This window comes from Xanthomonas sp. WHRI 10207 (assembly GCF_040202975.1).
GTDB lineage: Bacteria > Pseudomonadota > Gammaproteobacteria > Xanthomonadales > Xanthomonadaceae > Xanthomonas.
In genome coordinates this window covers 142812-166900 of the sequence record NZ_JBEGDX010000005.1, presented here as the reverse complement: position 1 = coordinate 166900, position 24089 = coordinate 142812, and the positions used below count along the sequence as shown (strand labels likewise).

14 protein-coding genes are annotated in these 24089 nt (G+C 61.3%); 7 read left to right on the top strand and 7 right to left on the bottom strand.

Going from position 1 to position 24089, the window contains the following annotated elements; all coding sequences use genetic code 11:
- The first annotated feature begins 837 nt into the window (after positions 1-837).
- From flhF to ABQU90_RS16795, 7 genes are read left to right on the top strand one after another with little or no spacing between them, the layout of a single operon-like run.
- Positions 838-2517, top strand: a complete 1680-nt coding sequence (gene flhF / locus ABQU90_RS16825; RefSeq protein ID WP_323523003.1) for a flagellar biosynthesis GTPase FlhF — start codon at positions 838-840, stop codon at positions 2515-2517.
- Positions 2504-3388 (top strand): MinD/ParA family protein, encoded by an 885-nt coding sequence (locus tag ABQU90_RS16820; protein WP_055854547.1) that lies wholly within the window; start codon positions 2504-2506, stop codon positions 3386-3388. The genes flhF and ABQU90_RS16820 overlap by 14 nt, the downstream gene beginning before the upstream one ends.
- On the top strand, positions 3385-4152 hold the full coding sequence (locus ABQU90_RS16815) for an RNA polymerase sigma factor FliA (RefSeq protein ID WP_011037072.1): 768 nt from the start codon (positions 3385-3387) through the stop codon (positions 4150-4152). Before ABQU90_RS16820 ends, ABQU90_RS16815 begins: the two co-directional genes overlap by 4 nt.
- A 35-nt stretch (positions 4153-4187) precedes the next feature.
- On the top strand, positions 4188-4580 hold the full coding sequence (gene cheY, locus ABQU90_RS16810; RefSeq protein ID WP_014507662.1) for a chemotaxis response regulator CheY: 393 nt from the start codon (positions 4188-4190) through the stop codon (positions 4578-4580).
- Positions 4580-5206 carry a protein phosphatase CheZ gene (locus ABQU90_RS16805; protein WP_055854552.1) on the top strand — a complete coding sequence of 209 codons (627 nt, stop codon included), beginning with the start codon at positions 4580-4582 and terminating at the stop codon, positions 5204-5206. Before cheY ends, ABQU90_RS16805 begins: the two co-directional genes overlap by 1 nt.
- Positions 5207-5208: 2 nt before the next feature.
- Positions 5209-6864 (top strand): chemotaxis protein CheA, encoded by a 1656-nt coding sequence (locus ABQU90_RS16800; RefSeq protein WP_311240497.1) that lies wholly within the window; start codon positions 5209-5211, stop codon positions 6862-6864.
- The gene (locus tag ABQU90_RS16795; protein WP_407078782.1) at positions 6861-7049 is read left to right on the top strand and encodes an ATP-binding protein; all 189 of its coding nucleotides are present in this window, start codon (positions 6861-6863) and stop codon (positions 7047-7049) included. Before ABQU90_RS16800 ends, ABQU90_RS16795 begins: the two co-directional genes overlap by 4 nt.
- A gap of 159 nt (positions 7050-7208) precedes the next feature.
- Here ABQU90_RS16795 and mads8 read toward each other — a convergent pair whose 3' ends face one another.
- Genes mads8 through mads2 form a run of 7 tightly spaced genes read right to left on the bottom strand, consistent with a single transcriptional unit; the run spans position 7209 to position 24077 of the window.
- A complete protein-coding gene (gene mads8, locus ABQU90_RS16790) occupies positions 7209-12785 on the bottom strand; it encodes a methylation-associated defense system ATP-binding protein MAD8 (RefSeq protein WP_323523004.1) in 5577 nt (1858 codons plus the stop codon).
- Entirely contained in the window at positions 12782-14455 is a 1674-nt protein-coding gene (gene mads7, locus ABQU90_RS16785) for a methylation-associated defense system protein MAD7 (protein WP_323523005.1), read from the bottom strand. Before mads7 ends, mads8 begins: the two co-directional genes overlap by 4 nt.
- On the bottom strand, positions 14455-18630 hold the full coding sequence (gene mads6 / locus ABQU90_RS16780) for a methylation-associated defense system protein kinase MAD6 (protein ID WP_323523006.1): 4176 nt from the start codon (positions 18628-18630) through the stop codon (positions 14455-14457). Before mads6 ends, mads7 begins: the two co-directional genes overlap by 1 nt.
- On the bottom strand, positions 18630-20051 hold the full coding sequence (mads5, locus tag ABQU90_RS16775; protein ID WP_323523007.1) for a methylation-associated defense system restriction endonuclease subunit S MAD5: 1422 nt from the start codon (positions 20049-20051) through the stop codon (positions 18630-18632). The genes mads6 and mads5 overlap by 1 nt, the downstream gene beginning before the upstream one ends.
- The gene (mads4, locus tag ABQU90_RS16770) at positions 20048-20701 is read right to left on the bottom strand and encodes a methylation-associated defense system protein MAD4 (RefSeq protein WP_323523008.1); all 654 of its coding nucleotides are present in this window, start codon (positions 20699-20701) and stop codon (positions 20048-20050) included. The genes mads5 and mads4 overlap by 4 nt, the downstream gene beginning before the upstream one ends.
- Positions 20701-22074, bottom strand: a complete 1374-nt coding sequence (mads3, locus tag ABQU90_RS16765) for a methylation-associated defense system AAA family ATPase MAD3 (RefSeq protein WP_323523009.1) — start codon at positions 22072-22074, stop codon at positions 20701-20703. The genes mads4 and mads3 overlap by 1 nt, the downstream gene beginning before the upstream one ends.
- On the bottom strand, positions 22071-24077 hold the full coding sequence (mads2, locus tag ABQU90_RS16760) for a methylation-associated defense system DNA methyltransferase MAD2 (protein ID WP_323523010.1): 2007 nt from the start codon (positions 24075-24077) through the stop codon (positions 22071-22073). Before mads2 ends, mads3 begins: the two co-directional genes overlap by 4 nt.
- Positions 24078-24089 lie beyond the last annotated feature (12 nt).

The following is a 24089-nucleotide window of genomic DNA, read 5'->3' as shown; positions in this document are numbered from 1 at the left end:
ACAGCTCGGACTGGACAACGTCGCCGACACCGCTTGTGTAGGAGCGCACCCGTGCGCGAGGGCTTTACCGGGACAGCCCCATCGCGCCCAGGTGCGCTCCTACGATGCAGCGTGCCCCTGACCAGGCGCAGTTGACCCCGCTCTGCATGCTCAACCGCGGCAACGCGCGATGTCCCGGACGACGACCTACCACTAAGCAACATCGTGGCCCCCTTTCCGTAGGAGCGCACCCGGGCGCGACAGCGTTACCGGGACAACCCCATCGCGCCCAGGTGCGCTCCTACGACTGCAGCAGCGCTCCGGTACAGCCCGACGGCCTCTATCGCGTCCTCCAGCAATCGCTGCAGGGCGGCCACCAACCGCCAACGCCAGGCGCCGGAAATCCGCCACTCGGCAAAACCCCCAATCGATTGCATGCCACCGACTCTGGCAAGCATGACGAGCGCGACGCTGTCGCGGCTCCCGCGGGCGTTCAATGCGCTCCAAGATACGCGATCTGCGCTGCCGCCCAGCACAGGGACGCCGTCGCACCGGCACCCAATGCCGTCGAAAAATCGAATCAGAACATTCACTTAGCGCAGCAAGCCCGGCTCGGCATCAGTACCCAGCCTCCTCCGCGCGTCCCCCGCACCCACTCGCCAAAAACCCAGCACCGCCGTTTTGGCACGCCGCGTGCATTAGCTCTGGCGAGACCGCAGACAGCACCACCGCTGCGGGGCGGATGGCAGGACTTGGAACAACCGAACGGGACAGGCAACTCATGACGCTGGCAACACACCCACATTCATCGCGCACCCGTCCGGCGTCCGGCGGGTCCCGTTCCTGGAGGCACGTGGCATGAAGATCAAACGCTTTGTCGCCCCGGACATGCGCACCGCATTCCGCATGGTGCGTGAAGAGCACGGCCCGGATGCAGTGATCCTGTCCAACCGTCGTACCGCTGAAGGCATCGAGATCGTCGCTGCCAGCAACTACGACGAAGAACTCGTGCAGCGTGCGCTGGAAACCGCACGCTCCGATGCGCCGATCACCCATACCGCTCCGCAGCAGCAGGCGCCCGTGCAACAGGCTCCGGTGCAGGCCGCTGCCCGCCCCGCCGCTCCGGTGCATGCCCCGCTCAAGCCGGCCGCCGAGACCGGCATGAGCCACCGCCAGCGCGTTGCCAGCGCCGCCGAAGAAATGATTGCTGCGATGGCCCTGCGTCAGCCGGTCAGCGTGCCGCGTCAGGCCCCGGTGGCCGCCCCGATCCGCAGTGCGGTGCCGATGCCGGCCGTGCAGGACGTCGCCGCCCCGGTGGTGCAGCGCCAGGAACACGCGCTGTCGGCCGTGCCGGAACAACTGTTCGCCGACTTTTTGACTACCGCCCCGGTGCAGCGCCCCGCCGTGCAGGCCGCTCCGGTGCAGGCGCCGACTCCGGTCGTTGCCGCAGCCCTCGCCGCCCCGGCTTACGCCGCGCATGGGCAGGACGACGATGCATTCGACGACGAAGCCGACTTCGACCTGGACGACGCGCTGCCGCAAATCCTGCCGCCAGCCGCGTTGCCGCCGATCGTCGTCGCCCCCGCCGCGCTGGCCGCGGTGCCGGTGGCCGCCGCGCCGCTCCCGCAGAACGACGAAGAACTCAAGCAGCTGCGTGGCGAACTAGCGCTGATGCGCCAGATGATCGAGCGCGAAATGAACCGCCTCACCGACGAGCGCCTGCGTGGCTCCCCGGTGCGTGCGCAGGCGCTGGAGCTGATGGACGACTACGGCTTCGATGCCGGCCTGACCCGCGATGTCGCCATGCAGATCCCGGCCGATACCGAATTGCACCGCGGCCGCGGGCTGATGCTGGGCCTGCTGTCCAAGCGTCTGCCGGTGGCTCCGATCGACCCGCTGGAACGCGGCGGCGTGATCGCCCTGGTCGGCCCGACCGGTGCCGGCAAGACCACCACCATCGCCAAGCTGGCGCAGCGCTTTGCCGCCCAGCACGCCCCGCGCGACGTGGCCCTGGTCACCACCGACACCTTGCGCGTCGGTGGCCGCGAACAGCTGCACAGCTACGGCCGCCAGCTCGGCATCGCCGTGCACGAAGCCGATAGCGCCGAAAGCCTGCTCGCGCTGCTGGATCGCCTGCGCGACTACAAGCTGGTGCTGATCGACACCGCCGGCATGGGCCAGCGCGACCGCGCCCTGGCTGCCCAGCTGAACTGGCTGCGCGCCGCCCAGCAGGTCACCTCGCTGCTGGTGCTGCCCGCCAACTCCCATTTTGCCGACCTCGACGAGGTCGTGCGCCGCTTCGCCCACGCCAAACCCCAAGGCGTGGTGCTGACCAAACTCGACGAGACCGGCCGCTTCGGCAGCGCCTTGTCGGTGGTGGTCGACCACCAACTGCCCATCACCTGGGTGACTGACGGACAGCGGGTCCCCGACGACCTGCACCGCGCCAATGCCGCCAGTCTCGTTCTTCGTCTTGAAGATTTACGGCGCGCTGCCGATAAGCCCTGTACTCCGGAGCACAACCATGCAGTCGCGTGAATACGCAAAGCTGACCAACGCCTTCCCCCTGACGGCGACCCGTCCCGAGCCTTTGGGCCCGGTGCGCACGATTGCCGTGACCGGTGGCAAGGGCGGCGTGGGCAAAACCAACATCTCCGCCAACCTGGCCGTGGCGCTTGCCGACATGGGCAAACGCACGCTGCTGCTGGACGCCGACCTTGGCCTGGCCAACCTGGATGTGGTCTTGGGACTCTCGCCCAAGTTCACCCTGGCCGACCTGATCGCCGGCCGCTGCACGCTCGATGAAGTGATAATCGAAGGTCCCGGCGGCGTGTTGGTGGTGCCGGCCGCCTCCGGTCGCCGCCACATGGCGGAACTGGCTCCGGCACAGCACATCGGCCTGGTCAATGTGTTCTCCGAACTGGAACGCGACCTGGACGTGATGGTCATCGACACCGCCGCCGGCATCACCGACAGCGTGCTGACCTTCTGCCAGGCCGCCCAGGACACCGTGGTGGTGGTCTGCGACGAGCCGGCCTCGATCACCGACGCCTACGCGCTGATCAAGGTGCTCTCGCGCGAACGCGGCGTGGACCGCCTGCAGATCATCGCCAACATGGTGCGCGACCCCAACGAAGGCCGCCTGCTGTACGACAAGCTCTCGCGCGTCTGCGAAAAGTTCCTCGGCGATGTGTCGCTGAACTATCTCGGCCACGTGCCGCAGGACGACTGGTTGCGCCTGTCGGTGCAGCGTCAGCAACCCGTCATCAAGGCGTATCCCGCCAGCCCGTCGGCGCAGGCCATTGCCGAAATCGCACGCCGTACCTCGCGCTGGCAGGCTCCCACTGTGCCGCGCGGCAACGTCGAGTTCTTTGTCGAACGCATCATCCAACGGGGAGTGGCCGCATGAGCACTGCTACCGCAACCACGGCCACCGCGCAGTACCGCGCCGTGCAGCGCAATAACGCCAACGACGTGGTGACCCAGCACGCCGATCTGGTCCGCCGCATCGCCCACCATCTGGCGGCGCGTCTGCCGGCCAGCGTGGAAGTGGACGATTTGATCCAGGCCGGCATGATCGGCCTGATCGAAGCCTCGCGCAGTTACGACTCCGACCAGGGCGCCTCGTTCGAAACCTATGCGTCGATCCGCATCCGCGGCTCGATGATCGACGAAATTCGCCGTGGCGACTGGGTGCCGCGTTCGGTACACCGCCGTGCCCGCGACGCCGCCGCCGCAGTGCGCAAGATCGAGCAGAACACCGGCCGCGCCGCCGCCGCCACCGAAGTGGCCGCCGCGATGGAAATGCCGTTGCCCGATTACCTGCGCCTGATGGAAGACGCTGCACGCGGCCAGGTGCTGAGCCTGGAATCGCGCATCGAAGATCACGGCGAGCTGGACACCACCGCCAAGGGTGGCCCCAACCCGCAGCAGATGATGGAGCGTGGCGAATTCGGCCGCGAACTGGGCAAGGCCATCGGCCAGTTGCCCGAGCGCGAGCAGCTGGTGCTGTCGCTGTACTACGAACAGGAATTGAACCTGAAGGAAATCGGCGCTGTGCTCGGTGTCAGCGAGTCGCGCGTCTGCCAGATCCATGGCCAGGCCGTAGTGCGTTTGCGCGGCCGCCTCAAAGTCTTCGAACTGGCCGATGCCGGTGTCGAAATTGACGACTAATTTTTTCGCGTATTTTTTCGTGTTAGGAGCTTGATGTGAATAAGAACATGCGGATCCTGATCGTGGACGACTTCTCGACGATGCGACGTATCGTCAAGAATCTGTTGGCAGATCTCGGCTTCACCAATACCGCAGAGGCCGAAGACGGCAACAGCGCGCTGGCTGCATTGCGCGCGGGCCCGTTCGATTTCGTGGTGACGGACTGGAACATGCCCGGCATGACCGGCATCGACCTGCTACGCAACATCCGCGCCGACGCCAAGCTCAAGCACCTGCCGGTGATGATGGTGACCGCCGAAGCCAAGCGCGAGCAGATCATCGAAGCGGCGCAGTGCGGCGTCAACGGCTACATCATCAAGCCGTTCACCGCGCAGACGCTGGAAGAAAAGCTGGGCAAGGTGTTCGAACGTCTGGCGGCGACCGCCTGATGAACGCCACCGTGGAGACCAATGCCGAACGCGCTGCGTTGATCGAGCGTCTGCAAGGTGCGCTTGATGCACTGGAAAGCGGTGACGAAGCTGCGTGGAAGCGCGAGGTCGATCACCTCGCCGCCCTGCGCACGCGTCCGATGATGCAGGGCCTGAGCCGGCTCGCGCGCGAACTTGGGCAGGCGCTGGGCGAGCTGCCCACCGTGCCCGAAGAAGCCGGCGAACTGGACGATGCCTGCTCGCGCCTGGACCACGTGGTGGAAATGACCGAAAAGGCCAGCCATCGCACCCTGGATCTGGTCGAAGAATGCCGCGAGCTGGCCAACAAGCTGCGCGACGGCGGCCTGAATCAGGACCAGGGCGCGCTGATGGACCAGATGCGCCACAACCTCACCGAGCTGTCGCTGGCGCAGAGCTACCAGGACCTCAGCGGGCAGATCATTCGCCGCGTGGCCGGGATCGTGCGCCGCGTGCATGAAGGCTTCGGCGCGCTGGGCCTGCCGCCCAAGAGCACCGAACCGAAGAAAGACGACGGCGGTCTTGCCGGTCCTGCGGTCAAGGGCCTGGACCGTCACGCGGTGTCGCAAGACGACGCCGACGATTTGCTGTCCGGATTGGGGTTGTAACCATGAGTGCTGTTCCAGACGATATTGCTGCCGATTTCATCGTCGAGGCCCAGGAAATCCTGGATCGCCTCGGCGAACAGCTGGTGTCGCTGGAACAGGCGCCAGACGAAGCCGACCAGCTCAACGCGGTGTTCCGCGGCTTCCACACGCTCAAGGGCGGCGCCGGCTTTCTGGCGATCAAGCCGATGGTGGAGCTGTGCCACGCCGCCGAAGAAACCCTCGGCATGGCGCGCTCGGGCCAGGCGGTGCTGCAGGCGCATCACTTCGATGCCGCGCAGCAGTCGCTGGATTATCTGCAGGCCATGCTGGATGCAATGGGCTCGGGCGAACCCGTGCCACATGCACCGCCGTCGCTGATCGCACAGTTCGATGCCAAGAGCGGACCGCCGGCGGTCAAGGCCGCGCCCAAGGCCGCAGCTGCGGCGCCTGCGCACGACGACGGCCATGCCGCGCCGGCGCCGGGCGCCAAGGCCGCACCGAAAGCTGGCGCCAAGGGTGGCGCCGAAGCCGAACAGACCGTGCGCGTGGATACCAAGCGCCTGGACGCCATCGTCAATCTGATCGGCGAACTGGTGCTCTCGCGTAACCGGTTGAAGACCTTGCGCACCCGTCTGCGCGATGAAGAACTCGACCGCGCGGTCAGCGTGCTGGACATCGCCACCGCCCGCCTACAGACCGCGGTCATGCGCACCCGCATGCAGCCGGTGAGCAAGGTGTTCTCGCGCTTCCCCAAGGTGGCCCGCGACGTTGCGCGCACCCTGTCCAAGGAAGTGGAACTGGAACTGGTCGGCGCCGAAACCGAGCTCGATCGTAATCTGGTCGAAGCCCTGGCCGACCCGCTGGTGCATCTGGTGCGCAACGCGATCGACCACGGCATCGAATCGCCTGCATTGCGCGAAGCCACCGGCAAACCACGCAGTGGCCATGTGCGCCTGTCTGCGCAGCAGGAAGGCGACTACGTCAGCATCGAAATCCAGGACGACGGCGCCGGCATCGACCCGGAACGTCTGCGCGAAATTGCCCGCAACAAGGGCCTGATCGATGCCGAAGCCGCTGCGCGTCTGAGCACCGACGAGTGTCTGCATCTGATCTTCATGCCGGGCTTTTCCACCAAGGCCGAAGTCACCGATATCTCTGGCCGCGGCGTCGGCATGGACGTGGTGCAGTCGCGTATCCGCGAGTTGAGCGGGCAGATCCAGATCCAGTCCGAACTGGGCCGCGGCAGCCGCTTCATGATTCGCGTGCCACTGACCCTGGCCATCCTGCCCACGCTATTGGTGCAGGCCGGCGAAGCGGTGTATGCACTGCCGCTGGCACGTGTGGTCGAAGTGCTGCACGCACCGCAGACCTCGCTGGGCTGGTTCGACGGCCGCGCCGTGCTGGACCGACGCTCGCACACGTTGCCGCTGATCGACCTGCGCCGCTGGCTGGGCGTACCCGCCGATCAACCGCCGCTGCTGACCGTGGTGCTGCTGCAGGCCGGCGAAACTCGCTTCGGCCTGGTGGTGGATCAGGTTCGCGGCCGCGAAGAAGTGGTGATCAAACCCCTCCCCCGCGCCCTGCGCGGCCTGCCCGGCTACGCCGGCGCCACCTTGATCGGCGACGGCCGCATGGCGCTGATCCTGGATGTAGATGGATTGCGCTCCAGCGATCATTGATCAGCGGAAATCGGAACCTGTTCTTCAACGTCTCGGCCAAGCGCTACGAGCGTGGCTTGATGGTGCTCACCAGCAACCTGCCGTTCAAGCGGTGGCACAACGCCCTCGCTGACGACCAGGACGCTCACCGCAGCAATGCTCGACCGGCTGCTGCACGATGCCACATCGTGCAGATCAGCGGCTAAAGCTACTGTTTGGGGGACAAACGCAAGGCCGGCCAAACAGCCAGTGGGAAAATGGCGGCAGCATAGACTGCGCTGCGCCACTCGGCGGCGCGACGCTTGGCTCTAAGCAGCCGAGCAGCGCGAGGAAGAAGATCCCGGGTGCGTCAAACAGCACGTAGTTCAGTCCTTCACGGCAACCCGAGTTGCTCCACCGTGCTGCGTAACCCTGGGTCTACACCGAAGCTTGACGGCTCCCTTGGAAAACGACTCATCAGTCGCCTTGCTTGACCACACGTAGGCCTCTCCGGCTTTCAGCAGGGCCATGCGCTCTGGCGTCAGGTTGCCGAGTGCGGCGTTAGCCTTCTGGATGTGCTTCAACCAAGCAGGCGAGTTGAACTTGTGAATGATGATCTGGCTGGACAGCTCGATCAGGCTGACAGGCACAGATGGCGGGTCTTGGCTTGCAACCATGATGCTGACACCCTTGTGGCGCATCTCTCGGACCACTTCAATGAGGCCAGCAACCAGGTCGGGACTCTCGATGTATTTGTGGGCTTCATCGAACACGACCAGTTTGTTGAAACTGCGCCCATCGATCCGTGCATCAGCGAACAGCTGCAGAAGTACGACGAACAGGCCTAGTGCTTCGTCCTTCTCGATGAACTCGTCTCGCAAGTCCACGATGATCAGGCGGCCTGGTTTCACCACGTCAGTGAGCGATGTTCCGTCGTTGATGTACTCAGCGGCCAAGTCGAGGCGCATCCGAGCCAGCTCTTTGAGGTGATCGGGAACCGACGATGCATCGATTCCTGCACGCAAGCCCTCAAGGGTGATGTCATCGCGCATCGCCTTCATGATGCGCATGATCTGACGGATGTACGTGGCTTGATTGCCTACGGCGCCCATCAAAAATTTCCAGTGCGAAGCCTTCAGCTCTGAAGCCGAGAACTGCAAAGGCCTTACTTCAATGCCGGGGTACTCGGCCTGACGCTCTTCGATCTTGTCTGCTGGCACGAGGAGCAAAACATCCGCGAGCGCCTTCGGCTCCGCGCCATACACCTCCCGCAGGGCACGAACCTGATCTTCCACAGAGTTCGCCCCCACCATCGACGTGAACTCGGGCTTGTAGTCCATCGTCGGGCTGTAGTGGAAGATCACCGTGGACAGCGGCTCGGGCAGGCAGTTGATACCAGGGATCTGCAGCGAAGCCATCTCTGCCACGCTGCCCAAGGTGTAGCTCTTGCCGCCACCTTGAACGCCGAACAGGCTGATGGTGTGGGTCTGATTGAGATCGAGGGCCACCTTGCGCCCAGACACTTCACCGATCAAGCCGTACTGCGGTGTTGCTCCCGTGGCACCGAGCATGATGTCGTAAGCCACGCGGCTATCGGTAGCCTCGCCGTCTTGAGTCTGCGCCCGTGTAACGGGCGCACTCTGGGGAACTTTTTCCTCCGTAACAAGAACCAATCCGAGCGCTTGTCCCGTGATCCAATCCGCCCCTGACACGCCGGCTGGCGGTGGCGGCGTATCGCTGCTTGCAGCCTGCACGATGACAGCTGGCTGAGGAGCCATCTGCACCACGGCAGCAGGTTCCGGCTCCCGCACGGGCAAGCTGGAAACCACCTCTTGTTGCGTGTATCTGGTCCTCGGACTGTCGTCCCACGCGAGTGTTCGATCCCGTTGCGGGCTGAGGAAGGCAGCCGTTTCAAAGGTAGGAACGGCTGGCGCCAACTCCCTGCGACGAAGCAGTTCCTGCGTGACCTCTCGCGCTGTGTCGGCAGAGCGCACGTACTGGACGCTAGCCACCGTTTCGGTGTCAGTCACTGCCGACTCCACCAACTGCCGGATCAAGTCACTACCGATCCGATAGAACTCGATGCCGTTTTCATGCTCGACGGGCTCAGTACCTGGCTTGTTGAAGTCAAACACCACGGCACTTCGTGTGAACTGCAGGGTGTAAGGCCGCTCATCAAGGCGTCGCAGGAAATAGTGAGCCTCTTCGGCGGCTTCTGGCAAGACCACGCCATAGCGTTCGGAGCGGTCTAGGTAAAAGCCCAGCAGTGCAGCGAGATCGCGATTCTTCATGGGGCGGTCAGGCCGATCTACGTCTCCCATCCTGGGGTCGAAGTGATAGGCCAAGACGTGCTCGGACTGAGCGATCTGATCAGCGATGCACGCCTTCAACTGCGCGTAGGCAGACACATCACCTACTTGGCTGTAGCACTTCACTTCGACCAGCCGACATGTCACTAGACGGCTTGCTGGGTCGAGGTCGAACAGGGCAAGGTCAGTCCGACGGAAGCTGACTTCATCGCCCATTTCCTCAGCGCTTTGCTTCAACGCCTTGTACAACTCCAAGTGCGCGTCCAACGGCACGACGACCTGGTTCTGGAAAACGCCTTGGTGTTCGAGGAACAAACGCGAGAGCGCCAACCCCATCGCCTCGGCCCGCTGGGAGGAAGAGGACAGTAGCTTCAATGCCAACCGCCCGGACAACGATCGAAGCTGATCCAGCATCACCAAGGCATGTCGGCCCGTATTGGGCAGTCCATACTCCCCCAAGATGGGAATCAGCAACGACTCAAGCTCAGCAACGGACCGCGATGTAATCGCCAATCGATGGCTCATCGCGCTCGCCATGTCGGGCGAATGATCGATAAGATAGTCTGGCCGTGTGGCATGCCGACGATGGTCGAAGAACTCGATCCCCAAGTTGCGATCAATCGTAAGCACCCAATCACTAACCTCATGAACCTGATGGAGCATGGCACGCTCATCTGCGGACAGGCTCAGCGCAACAACAGGGCGCGCATTCGGCAGGTATTGACTACGAGCAATTGTCGCCACTGCGACCGAGACAGCATGGGAAACGCCACCCATGAGGTCGGATAACGCCTCTGCCCCTTCCAGGGGCTGCGCGGCGCCATGAAGCGGACGACGCAGCCAAGTGATGGACTGCTCATCTTCCAAATAGTCCACTTCGAAGGGCTGAACCAGACCATGGACGAATGAAGAGTCGTCACGGTGCTGAACATCAACTGCTCGAATTTCCTCAGCAGGGAACAAGTCAAACAAGAAGGACAGGTGCGCCGCATGCAAATCCGGATCCTCACGGAACTCCTTGATTGCACGAATGGCCAGCCGCAGCTTGGGGTGCAAATGACTGTTGGTCGGCGTCGAAAAAGCGTCTGCCTCCTTGGCGCTCGTTCCCGAGTCTGGCGACAAGAGTTCCAGCAACGCTTCCCCAGTCGACGGTGCTGCAGGGTCAAGCACGAAGAGCCGAATGTCGTAACGTAGATCTGCGAAGTCAGAATGTCGCTGGAGTGCTAGCAGCACCTCAGCCATTGCGCCTGCGCGCCCGGCGTTGAATGCGTTGATCGTCAGCGTCTCCACATACGGGTGCTGGACCAGATAACGCTGCACGCGCGCGGCAAGATAAGCACTATCGATCGTTGCCCCGCCTATGGCTGGCTCTGGCAAGCCCAAGGCAGCGCAAACCTCCCCAATCAGGCCACGGGGGTCCTTTTCATCGGTCGCCGCGTACAAGGACCAGAACGGGTTGATGTTGTCCACAGCCAGCGCTGTCCGCCCCAGCTCCTCACCGAAGGGAACAACCGGCGGAAATGCTGCTGGCGCAAGCTGCTTTATCACTGCGTCACGTGTCGGGATCACAAACTCTTTGTTGCTAGCCCGGCTCTGCTCCATCCAGGCCTGGCCGAGATGGCTCCATGCAACATGCCAGTTGGCACGCAACGGATGCGTTGGCCCCAACAGCACAGCATCTCGTCGCCTGCCTTGGTAGTCTTCCAGCACGAGGGCCACTGAATCAATGGTGAGCGCGTAGCGAAGCTCATCCATCGCTTGCCGCGCAACGGCCGTCTCTGTGGAGCTGGCACGTGCAAGTGCTGTGTCGATCCAAGCCAAGTAGGCGGACGCGTAGTTCTGAGCCGGCTCCTGAAGGGAGAGAAGGTCGCTGGCCTGCATGATCAGCCGTTGGTCTCCCTTGAGCACCGCGGCGAAGAACGACTGCCGAGCCTCTCGGAATCGAGTGACCTCGTCCGAGACTGGCCACTTGAATGACGTCGTAGATCGGGTGGCAACACTCGAAGCGCTGATCGAAAGTCTCAAGCGGTTAAGCCCTTCTGGGTCTTCAAGAAACGCGCGCTCCAGGTTGGCCAGAAGGCTGGACACCAAGACGTTCGCCTTACCCTCCTTGCCCAGGCGAATTTCCAAGGTTTCGCCGCTGGCTATGGCCTTGCTACTGCGCTCCACCCAGCCGCAGCCGGTCACAGTAACGGCTCCAGGATCACGATCCTGAGTCACCGCCGCAAAACGTGCACGCAGCAACGCATGCATCAAGCTTGCCTCACGCGGGACCGCACGCTGTGGTGGTTCTACCTCCACCTCGTCGTCAGTGACCACGTAAAAGAGGTCACTTTCGTTGGGACTGGCGTGCGTCTCCGCTCCATCAGCGTTGAACCGGATGGGATTGCCTTCTCCGTCCGCGAGAGGGATGCGATCACCGTCCTCGGTCTCTGCATACACCCGCACGTAGTGCCAGCCTTCCTCCCAGTCGATCTTGCCAATCGACGAAAAAGCAATCGCGCCGGAGTCGGTTCCTTTGGTCCAGGCGGCTTTTCGCCTACGCAGGCCTGTCGGACCGTTGTCACGCGACACAACATCTGCCACAAACCGCGACAACCCTTCGACCTTGGACGGCACCGGGTCAACACGGAAAGAGACACTGAACTTCTTGAGACCGGTTTTTGAGATGGGAAGCACCTTGTGGCCGATCAACTCAGCCAACCGGGGGTCTTCGTTGTCATCCTTCACCACGGGCAAGTCAGGCAATGCGACATCGCCGATGTAGATGGCGTCGGGGTTGACTCCACCGTCCTCGAACAACCATTTGTTGAACGCAAGCGGCCAATTCACACGGTCACGAACGATGGCTTGCGTCCACTCCTTGGGATTGGAGACGCCGATGCGGGAGAAGAACTCGCCAAGCTGCTTGCAGAACACATGGTCCAGCAAGCCCAACTCAAGCGCGCGAACGCGCTCCGTCTTTGTCGACCAGGTCACGCGTTCAACGCACTCACGGTTGCGCGCCACCCGTGCAGGCGCGCGCTCGGCCTGCTGGAACAACTCAAAGTCCGGCACCAGAGCAAGTTCAAACAGCGCTGCGCCCATCGCGTCCGGATCAAACTCATTGATCTGGCAGGTGAGCAGGTAACGAGCCACAGCAGCGTCATCGGCATACCTCCAACGGCCGTCACGCCGCCGCAACTCGCTCAAGCAGGCCTCTACGGCCATCCGCAAGTTGGCAGGAACCTGAGCCAGCAACTGCCCATTCAGCTCCGCATACGCACCATCGATCGAGACCTCTTCGAACGTCGCGACGCCAAAAGAATCTTCCGCTGAAGCACGCAGGTCATTCGGCACGAAGACCAGCAACGGAGGCCGAAGCTCATCGTTGGGTAGCGGATTCCGCAGCTCAACCAGCTTGGTGCTGCTGACAGCCATGTCCGGTGCCATCGCTCGCAAGCCTTCGTCCGCCAGTAACACGACGTTCGCTGCCGGCACGGCAGCCCGCAGGCCGCCAGCCAAGCGAATCATCAGCTCACGATCCAAGTCTGTGACCCGCATGCAATGCCCAAGCTCGCGAGCAGCAAGCAGCTGGGATAGCTTTGGAAGCAGAACCGATTCCAGCGCGGCGTTCAGTTCTTGATTGGTGAGTTCACGCAGTCCCTGACTCATGCGCGCGCTCCTTCGTTTCGTTCTGCAATCGTGTAGCGCGGCACCACGGTCTGGGTCACGTAGGCATCAGACAAATCTCGATAGAAGCCAATCTCACGGAGGCGTCCGGTGAATGCCTGGACATTGCTGCGTAGCGCCTTCCGTTCGTCAATGGTCGGAGCACTGAACCCCTCACCGGGCGGAAGCTGATCTATGTAGAGCCCATAGCGTTCACGCAAGAACGACAGCAAGTCGTCGATTCGCATCTCGCCGGTGAAGTAGCTTTGGTCCCCACCGGGTCGCAACACCGCGATCTGCAGCAACACCTCCAGCAGGCGACTTTCCAGCGCAAATCTTCGAGGTGCGTTTCGCGCACGGGTCTGCGCAAGCAGCGCACCTGACTTGTTCTTCAACATCGTCGCGTCCAAAGACTCGATGATGTACTTCCGATGGAAGGCACCACGCAGAGCCACCAAAATCTCGATGTAGGTCTCGAAGTCAGAGAGCCCCATCTTTGTGATGGCCTCGACCTCTGCATCAAGGCCCGCATCCCCCTCAGACAAGGATTCCAGCAGTCCGGCCAGCCGCTCACCAAAGAACTTGTCTCGCTCTTCCGCGAATGGTTCCCCTTGCAAACCGTAGAGTTCGCCGACCGAGAACACGGAATTCAAGGGCCGGATCAGTTTCCCTCTCCGAACGAGGTGCTCAGAAAATTCGTCTAGCTTCTTGGCGACGAAGTACGCTCGCACAAAGCTAGGAATGCGCCGGTAGTAGCCATCTGCGCTGCGCTCTGCCAGCGCTGCGGTAGAGGACTCTGAGCTACCCGACAGATCAACGAACAAGCCGAGCTTGTAAGGGCAGTCACCCTGAGGCTCGCGTTGCTCGCGGGGCTTCATGGGGCATGCCGATTCAGCGCACAGCGAGTTGGCCCCCTCCAGCTTCTGCCAGGCAGGCAACAGCTTCAGCAGGCGAAGGTGGTATAGCGCCAAGTGGAACGACAACAGCACCTTCAGGTACTCCACCATCACCGAGCGCGGCATGAAGGGCTTGTAGAACAGCAGTCGCTGAATGTCCTCGGCCATCAGATCGGCTGAGCCGATGCATACAGGCGCAAACCGATCTCCGCCCGCGCGCGTGTCCGCCGTGTCCTTCCTCTGCGACAGAAAGTGCAGCAGCGTCGCTGTCTCAATGTCTGTCAGCGCCTTGTCGTTCAGCTCTCTTGTGAGCTTGTCAAACCCGTCAAAAAAGAAGCCCTTGAGATGCTCGATAGCCTTGTGGCCGGCAAGGTGGCGTGCGTGGTGCAGCATCTGATAAAGATGTTGTGCAGCCCCGTAGTCACGCGAGTGCTTCGGATTGCGAAAACGATAGGTATAGCCATGCAGTGGTCGCGGACCTGCTACGGCTGCGTTTTTCTTGCCGCGGTTCACAATGTCCATCAGGTGGGTTTCCACCCAACGCTCCACCATGTCTCGGTGCTGAGTGAAGCCCAAGAACTTGTCGCTGGCATCGAGGATGTCGTCAACGAACTTGTCCACGGTCAGCTCGCGCTTGTCGCGGAAAACGCTCGGATAGCCCCCATGCTCCAGCCGCTCGAACAAGCCGGTGAGCACCCGATCCATCTCGATGGTCTTGAAGTCGAGATAACTGATTTTCGGGAGTCGGAATTCCCTATCCTTCTTTTGCAATGCCATCAGTTCCCCCTGGCGCCGCTCTCTGCGGCTTCTTCTTGGCGAGCGCCCTTCACCGGGCCGTGCAGCAAACGCATCTCCACCCGACCATCGTCATGGCGGGCTAAACGGTAGAAGTCGTGCCCCGTAGTGGTCAGCAGGATTTCGCGGTAAGGCTGAGCGTTGAGACTGTTCTTGAATACGCCAAGGCAGAGGTAGAAACCCTGCATCTCTTCAACGCTTGGCCGATAGCCTTCATTCAGCCGCACCAGCATCTCGAACACGTCGAGGTTGATGATCAGCTCGCTGCTGATGGCACCTGCGCCTTGGCCTTGGTACTTCAGCAGCAGACCGGTCGGCAGGTGTTCAACGAAGCGCGCCTTGGCCGCAAAGTCTTGTACCTGCAGCCCGAAGCCCTCCACGGGGAAGAGCCGGTAGCTCCGAACCGTACCGTGTTCGACCTGCCGCAACTGCAAGGCCAGGCTGGCTCCAAGGCGTTCCGGGCGCTCCAGTCCCTCGCCTCGGTTGATGGCATGCAGGATTTCGCTCGTGAGTTCGTTGATGCGCATTTCGCCTCGAACGATCTCCACCATGCGTTTGGCGGAACGATAGGGCAGCATCTTTTCCCAACTCGCGTCACGCCGCTCAAAGAAGTGCTTGCGGCGGGCCATGGCCACATACTCGCGATGCTTCCGCGCTCGGTGGCGGACTGACGAGTTAGACACGCCACGCGGCAGATCGCCGAACAGGCGTTTCAACACCTCGAAGTCAAACTGCCCTCGGCGCTCGAAGCGGAACAGGGCGCGGTCATCCGGCTGAATAAAGTCCAGGCCTCGGTCGAAGCGGGGGTCCTCCTGCTTGCCAACATCCAGATCGCTCAGCAGCGTCAGCAGCCGGTCCGAGGTGGCTTGCCCGCCTCCCATCCAGCTGCTGAAGTAGAAGCTGCGCGCCACGTCATCGTGCTTGCCTGAGGCGTAGAGCGCATGAATCTCGCCACAGTCGCGATTGCCAATCAGCATGAACGACAGCGCTGAACGCAGGTCGCGCATCGTGATGTGCAAACGCCCGCGCAAGTGCGCCATCGTGTAGAGCGTCTTGAGGCGTTCCAACAAGCGCGGCCCGGCAATCTCATCCTGGAAGCTGCGCGCGTTGTGCAAGGCGTAGCAACTGTCTTTCAAGTCACACTGCTCACAAGCAGCCCAGTTATCGGGGCGGACGATGCTTCGCAGCGTGCGCTCCAGAATCGAGCCGCTCTCAGCAGTGCTGGCGTCATCGGCCACCACGCTGCGCAGATTCAGATTCACCACCGCCACGCCATACTCCGCTTCTCCAGTGGCAAACGCACGCCGAACCAGGGCCGTGAGCGCCGGGAAATCTCGCTCATGCGCAGCGAGGAAGTCCACCAAGCGGCCCTCGTTGATCGCAATCAGTCGCGTCTCTTGGGGCCTCCAGGACGCTGCATCGTTGCCCTTGAACGGGGCCAGGAAGTCCAGCAACACCTGGTTGTTGTCCTTGTTGCCCTCGTCTTGGCTGCCGTCGTAGTTGATCAGGTAGCGCTTGCCGTCCAAGCTCAGTTCGCTGCCGTTTGCCAAACCACGATTGACGGCCCCGCCGCGCGCTTCAACCTCTTTCTCCAGCCGTTGCAAGAAGGCGGTCTTGCCATCACCAGCGTTACCAGAGATCAGTACAAGCCGGAACTCCCCCTGCAGCACCGCAGGCAACAAGGCACGGTCCAGCGCGGTGTCCACATAGGCTGAGAACCCAAGCGCATCCATACCCCGCGTACCCGCATTGCTGCGCCGGCTTTGGCTGTAGAGCGTCAGCAGGTGTGATACGAAAGCATTGGTATTGGGTGCCGATTCAGCCAGGGCGGGCTGCCCGCTATTCACAGCCGTCACCATGGCCGCCAGGCTGACTGCTTGCACACGACGTGCATGGCGAACTTCTGCCAGCGCGTCGCGGAAATCCACGGCTGTGTGGAAGCGCTCTGCCCTGCGCGGCGCAATGGCCTTGAGCACCACATTCACCAACTCTGGCGCCAAGTCGGCAAAGCCCGACAGTTCACGCGGGTCCGGCGCAGGCTTGTTGATGGGCGGCTCCGTCGTGTCCCATGGGTAGCGGGCGGTCAATGCCTCGTACAAAGTCAGGCCCAGCGCATACAGATCGCGGTCTGCGCGCTCGCCGTTGTGCGGGATGACCTCAGGGTCAAAGTCCGGCGGCAAATAGCGCCGCGAGCCCCCGCCGCGCGACTCCTTGTCGTCGGCCCGCACCGACACGTTGAAGTCGATGATCTTGGCGCCCTTCTGCGTCCACAAGAGGTTGCGTGGCTTGATGTCGCAGTGATGGAAGCCCTGCGCATGCAGATGCACCAGCCCCTCAATCACCTGCTTGCCCAGCTCCAGCGCATCCTCGGGGGACAGCAGGCGATCGTGGATCATGTCGCCGACATCGGCTCCTTCCACGTACTCAAACACTAGGAAGGGGATGTCGCGGCCTGGAATCACATCGGCATCTAGCACACGCACCACATGGGGGTGCTCGGGGATGTGCACCAGGTGGCGGTACTCCTTCTTCAAGCGCTCCAAGGTCGAGTGCCGGTCACTGACGATGAGCTTCACCGTACGGGCCACGTCGCCCAAGGTGTCGATCACCTTGTAGACCACACCGAAGCTGCCGCGCCCGAGCTTCTTCTCCACGATGAACTTGTGGGTCAGGCGATGGCCTGCCGTCAAGTTCAGGTAGTCGGTCTGGGCATCATCGACTTCGAAGACCTCAGGCTTTGGTGCTTCAGCCGCCTGACTGGCCACTTGCGCAACGGGTTGCAGCAAAGCATTCAAAGCGGCCAGCGCGGCGGATGCGGTCAGCCGCTGGTGCTCATCAAAAGCACACAGGCTCTGCAGCCAAGCATCAAAAGCCTCGTTCAGCTCCGGCCGCAGTGCCGAGGGCTTGTTGAGGAACTCGCCGACCCGGTCCCACACCGTGGTGGGCTCGCCCGCGAAGGGGCGCTCGCCGGTGAAGAGTTCGTACAGGATGACCCCTGCCGAGAAGATGTCTGATGCGCTGGATGCGGCACCCGGCTCCCGGAAAGCTTCGGGCGCCACATAGGCTTTCTCCACCAGATCAACAATGTCCGTCGCGATCGTCAGGCTGCGGTCCACACCGGGCTTGGCGAAATCGAAATCGGTGATGCGTGTGGTGCCGTCCTGGCCAATCAAGATCGCGCCAGGTGTTAGATTGCGATGCACCACACCGTGATGGTGGGCATGAGCCAAGGCCGCCAACAAGTCTTTGGCCACGCGCCACTTCTGGTCCAGCGTCAACGCCAACTGGGGTCGAGCCATGTGCACGGTCAGCGCCTGGCCTGGTGCATCGTCCAGGATCAGGATAAAAGACTTGTCGTCATCGGTCGGGAAGAAATCCCGCGCCGCGACGATGTTGGGATGCAGCGGCAGCTTGGACAGCGCCCGGTAAGCATTGGCAATGCGGTTGACCTGCGCCTTGCGCACATCTTCGGGTTGGTAGGGGTCAGCCTGGTACACCCGCAGGCGGGCCGTGCCACCCGCGAACGCGTTCTCGGCACGAAACTCGGTGTAGGCCTCCGCCGCCCCGAGCTTTTCTTTCACCTGCCAGTGCCCAAAGCGCTGCACGGCGGATGCTGGCTTCACCACCTTCAAGGCATGCAGGATCAATCCCTGTTGCTGCAGGATGTTCTTGGAGAAGCGCGGTGGGATGCGCGTGGCATCTTTGAAGTAGCGCTCTGCGTCCTTCAACTCCACCACCCGGTCTGCGTCCAGCTGCTCGCGGTCATTCAGGTGAGCATCGGGCGCGGTGAGCAGAATGGCGGCATCGACATAGATACCGTCCAGCTCATTCCGACCGGGATTGGCCTGAGTTACCAAGCCCTTCACCGTGCGCGCATGACCGCGCAGCTTGCCCAGCGGCGACGGATACGGCGCGCGCCCCTCGGGGTACCACTTGTTGCCGTACACATCGATGGTGCCGCGCGTGCCCTTCACGTCGATCAGGAACAGGGCGTGCGGGGTCAGCAACGCGATGTCGATCTCGAAGCGCTCGCCCTGCCGCTCAATCTCGAAGTTGTGAAGCAGAACGAAACTATCTGGCAAGCGATCCCGCAGGTAAGCGACGGCGCCGCGCTCTGCATCGTTCACCGGCTGGCCTACTGGGATCACTTTGGCCATTACGACTCCCTTTTGATCTTGCGTTCTAGCAGTCTTATGGCTTTCAATTCTGCTTGTCGTGCTTGCTCGATCATTTCGTGAGCTTCAATAACAGGCTTCGCGAATGACTCTCTCACTGACGGATCTGGCCATAAGACTCTGAGCCTCGAAATGTGTGGCTCCCACACTCTGGGAATACTATTTCCACATGCCTGTCGCTTGATCAGCGCCTCGCCAACCCTTGTTCTCAAAAACAAGTACAGAAAGGCGCCGTCAATTTCAGTGAACGGAGAAACTCTAAAGACATCGTCAGCACAAAAGACACCTTCAAGCCAGCCGTTAACATACAAAGGCCGCCCGAAAAGACCGTAAATCTGACCTGCTGCCTGGAACACCACGGTTCCTCGCTCAAGGATAAATTCATCAAACTTAGGAGTTCGCCTGCTTACATACCTAGGCTCCTCTGCATGGTATCGATAAATGTCGTTACCACTCACAAATAAGCGTCCGTACTCCTCGCTCTCCACCCATAAACGTTTGAAAATAGGTGGTTTGAAATACCTTTTAACAACTGAAGACAGCTTCTCGACTCCGAGCGGACTGCGATCCAGAATTTCCTCGGCCCAGAGTGCAGCTGCAGAGTGATACGGTGCATCCAGACGGTCATTCAGGTCAGAGCACTTCACGCTGGTGTGAGAAAACTCTGTCACCTGGGGCAAATCGTCGGATGAAAATCCAGCCGCATCCTCCAATTGCTTCAGTGAAGTTGCGAGCTGCATATTTGCCATGCTGCGTAATCGGGAGGATTTTTCAATCAACTGATGAATTTCACCCTCAAACTCAGGCCCGAACCGTGGAACCGGCAGATTCGCTATGTGTTCTGGTTCGATGTGCTGGATGATTGCGCCGTAAGTACCGGAAACCACCAAAGGTACGCCGTAGCGACTAGTCAAGAACGCGTACAGATAACCAGGCGGGACGGACTCCGGATTAGGAACAACCTTCATAATGTGCTGCGATGACCACATTCCATCCATATCAGGACGCACGTACGTCATCCGCCCGATGGTCCCAGAGCAGGTAATTAGCGTGGTGCCAGCACTAAGCCTTAGATGGGCCAATTTATTCGACTGCGCGTAGCGCCACTGAAGGAGCGGCACAGTCGAAAGGTCCGCGTTGAGCATGTCGCTGTTGCTCAAAAATGGAACCCCTTGTGCGGGGTCATTCACCCAAACTCTTGCAAAGACGGGCCCGTTGTAGATGCCTCCGGCATAACCAGTCGTGAGGGTGCGCAGCGGGTCTTTGCGTACCTTCAACTGCGTGAGCGCATCTCTCGCCTCCAATGCGCCTGACATGTAAGGGTTGCAGTCTAAGCGCCGACCACCCTTATTGAGCCAGCCGGATCGAACGACGCGTGCATTCTTGAAACTTGCGAAGGTCATGCCTCAACCTCCCGCGGGAACCACGCGAGAAACGCCGCGTGCATCTCGGAAAAAGCTGCATCGGTGCAACCCTTGATCGAGATGTGCTCAGCCAGCTTCTGGTAAATCGCAGAAGAGCGAGGTTGCCGCGTCTGCTTGAGCACCCATTCGGCGGCCTCCTTCGGTCGCGGCGGTTTGGCGGCGTCAGCAGGCCACCATCCGCTCTCCGCCAAATGCTGGCGCAGGGACTTGTCGCCTTTGTAGCGAAGCACGTCTGCCACTTGCGGCTTGTCTTGCCACAGCCAGTTTTCCAACTCTGGCTCGATGGCGATCACCTTGACCGCGTCCTCGGTCCAACCACTTGCCACCAGATTGGCCGTTATGTGGGAGACGATCGCGTCTTTGCCCGGTGAGCCTTCCCATTCGCAGTCCAGCACCACGAGGGCGTGATGGTGGCTGTTCTGGTAAGGGCGCAACAATTCGTGGCCCTTGGTGTAGACGCCGGGGTCGTTGCCGCCTTCGTCCACCAGCAAGTCGGCACCGACATCAGTGTCGATCTCGAAGGGTGCGCAAGCGAGGCTTAGGTGCCAACGCTCGCGCTTGAAGTATCCACGGAAGGTAGCTGCCATATTGCTGTCGGCCACCAAGATGACGCAGGAGCGCTTGTTCATCATCCCAGCACCCCCGCCGCAAAAAGGCTGCCAAGATCGATACCACCTCGCCACTCTTGAAGACGGGGATGGTCCGTCCCGGCGACCATCTCCACGCCGCCTTCGCTGGCCAGTCGTGCACACAGCAACTGGTCCAGCTTGGCGCGAGCCAAGACCACCGGCGAATGCGATGACACCCACACCTGGCTGTCGTACATGGACGAGAGCGACTGCAAGACTGCCTCGATAGCGCGCGGATGGATGCCGTTCTCTGGCTCCTCGGTCACCAAGATGGCGGGCTGCTTGCTGAGGTAAGGCAGCAGCGTCAGCGTGAGGATGCGCAGAGTGCCATCCGACAAACCTGGAGACGGCACTTTGAAGTCGCCCTTGTAGCTGACCACGAAGTAGGCGTGGTGGTCGTCCTCACGCTCACGTACTTCGATGTCAGTGACTTGCGGCAGCGCGGTTTGCACATGGGCAATCCAGTCTGCATAGCGCTCGCTGCGGTAGTCGATGCCTGCGCCTTCTGGAGCGCCTTCACGCTTCAAGTCCAGCGCTAGCCATGGCGCATTTCGACCGTCCGATGTGATCGTTTTTGGCTGGCCTGGCGGGCAGGCAAACCGCATTTCCTCCCAATCTGGATTGAGAAACACAGTGTCTGTGGTCAGTAGACTATGCAGCCAACGTGAAGCGGGGTACTCATGCTCCGACTCAAAGAGCATTCGGGGCATAGCGAGCAAGGTGTTGCCAATTCCGACCTTTGTGGAGCGGGTTCTTGCTCCTGGAGGCGGAACCTCTGGCGTAAATTCAGCCGTTTGTCCAAATTCGCGCTGCAGGATCATTCGCCAGCCCTTGCGTTTCCGCTCGCTTACTCGGACACCCTGGTATCCAGGCTCCGCGCGATTCGGTTTGTAAGCCTCAGGGAAGACGAATAGGTACTCTTGAACGACGTGTAGGTCTCGGTCTTCAGAGACTCGGAGTCCGAGTTCGTACCGAATATGTGAAGGCCAGCGCTTCTTGTCAATCTCCAGCGCGGACTGAGTTTTTTGCCGTTGAGCCTTACTTAGTCGTTGAAACATGCCTTCGACGAGTTTTGACTGGACTTCTTCCGGCAATTTCGCCTCGATGGCGAAAGAAAAGTCATCTCCTCGATCAGCAAACACGAGTTCCCTCAGGCTGCTCGCGCGAGCTTTGCCCTCCGATGACTTGCGATGACGCGGTACGAACGCATCGACCACATATTTGGCGTCCAGGAGGTCGCCGAGTAGGCCTGGCAAATCGAGGAGCGTGGTCTTGCCGGAGCCGTTGGCCCCAACGAGAACACGAAAGTCGCCGACATCGACGCCCAGGCGTTCGAAGCAGCGATAACGTGTGGCTTCAAGTCGCGTGATCATTTGCTGGGCTCCGGATGTTGGGCGCGGAACTCGGCATACGCCTTGGCGATCTCGGGCAGGTCGTCGTCGAGGATGCGCTCCTTGCGGTGCAGGGTGCGCACTTGCAGGCCGCCGCCGATGCGGACCTTCTCTTCATGGCTGACATCCACCAGAATTTCTTCACCGTCAGGGTGGCGCTTGTAAAGCGTGTTGCCACGGCGGTCGAAGCCCACCTTCTCGGCGACGGCCATGAAGACGGGGTAGTCCTTCTTTTGGCCCAGGTCTTCAGCCTTGATCACCTCCTCGGGCTTTCGCTTTAGGAAAAGCAAGCTGGTCAAAATGTTGACGTTGGCCTCCACGATGAAACACTCCACGGGCAGGTCGATGCTGGCCAGCACCCAGCAGTGGCGAAGAATCCAGTAGCGGATGTACTCATCGCCTGGGTTGCCCAGGATGCCGTCCGGCAAGACGATGCCAGCACGGCCACCCGGCTTGAGCCACTTGACGCATCGTTCGATGAACAGCACCTCGGGCGACACAGCAGGCTTGATAGCGTTAGTCATCATGAAGCCATCGCCTTGCCTCTCCCAGCGGCGGGCCAGCTCGTACTGCTCCAGGATGGTCTTTTCGGTGACCGGAATGTCCGAGCCAAACGGCGGGTTGGTCATCAGCACATCAATCGTCCCTAGCGGGATGGCTGCCTTCGCGGCCGGCACACCTGGCAGGTGGCCTGCCGGGAATTCCAGCGAATTCATGTGATAGAGATGGCCGAGCGAATTGCCAGCCATCATCACGTTCATCTGTGCAGCGCGAACCAGGAAAGGGTCGAAGTCGGCACCGAACAGGTTGTTGGCCGCGAAGTGAGCCAGTCGGTCTCGGATAGAGATGAACTCTTCCGTGTTCTCGTCGCCCGACTTGACGTGCTTCTCGTCGTGGAAGACCTTGTTCAGGTAGTTTAAGGTCTCGACCAGGAATCCGCCCGTACCGCAGGACGAATCGAGCACGCGCTCATGCTCCTTGGGTGCCAGCATCTTGACCACGAGGCTGATGGCACCGCGTGGGGTGAAGTACTGGCCGCGATCTCCGCGCAGGTTGGTACCGACGATTTCTTGGTAGGCCGTGCCCTTGGCGTCCACGTCGGTGCGGCCAAAGTCGTAGCGGGCCAGCTCGGAGACGATGAAGGCCAGAGCGCGGTCGGACAGGGTGATCTCTTCGTTGCCCTTGAACAGACCGCCGTACTTTTTCTTCACCGCCTCAAAAAGCGGCTTGATGCGCAGGCGGATTTGCTCTCGGCCAGCAGCTTCAAACGGCTCGAATGGCCCCACCCAGAAGCGACGCGCATCGTTGGGCTGCTGCTCGTCGTACATCTTGCAGAAGATGAGGTACAAGAACTGCCAGAAGGCCGCATCCTTGGGCATACCTTCGTTGCCGTGGATGTAGTTGTGGCAGCGGCGGAACGCGGTGCGCAGCATGACCGGATCGGCACGGCGCAGGCGCCCCATGGAGCGCCCTTCGACACTGAAAGTGTCGTCACCCAGCGGCCAGTCGCCGATGGGCTTGAACTTGGTGTCGAAGCGAGTGACTTCTTTCTTGAAGAAGAAGAACTCCAAGCCGTTGGTCCACAAGCCGTATTCGCAACTTTCGACTTGGGCCATAACGGTTTCCAGCACATCAAACTCTTTGCGCGCCTCTTCCGGATCACGCATGCGATAAGCACCTTTGGTGCCGAGCTTGGGCTCTTTCTCCACGACCACAGCGCGGTAGAGGTTGTCCAGCGTGTGCGCTTGGCCTGGCTTGAAGATGGCGATGTCGAGCTTGCGGTTCTTGCCCAGCACCTTGACTTTGAAGTCGGGCTCCATGTCTTCGGCGGCGATGCCGTACTCATGGATGATAGCGCGGGCAATGCGCTGGCGGACTTGCTCTTTGTCGCTGTCCTTCACCGGTTTGCCGGTGATGTAGTCAAAGACCTTGCCCTCTTCGAGCGCGCGCTCAGGCGCTTGGGCTTCTTGATCAAGGTCGCTCATATCATTGTTGTC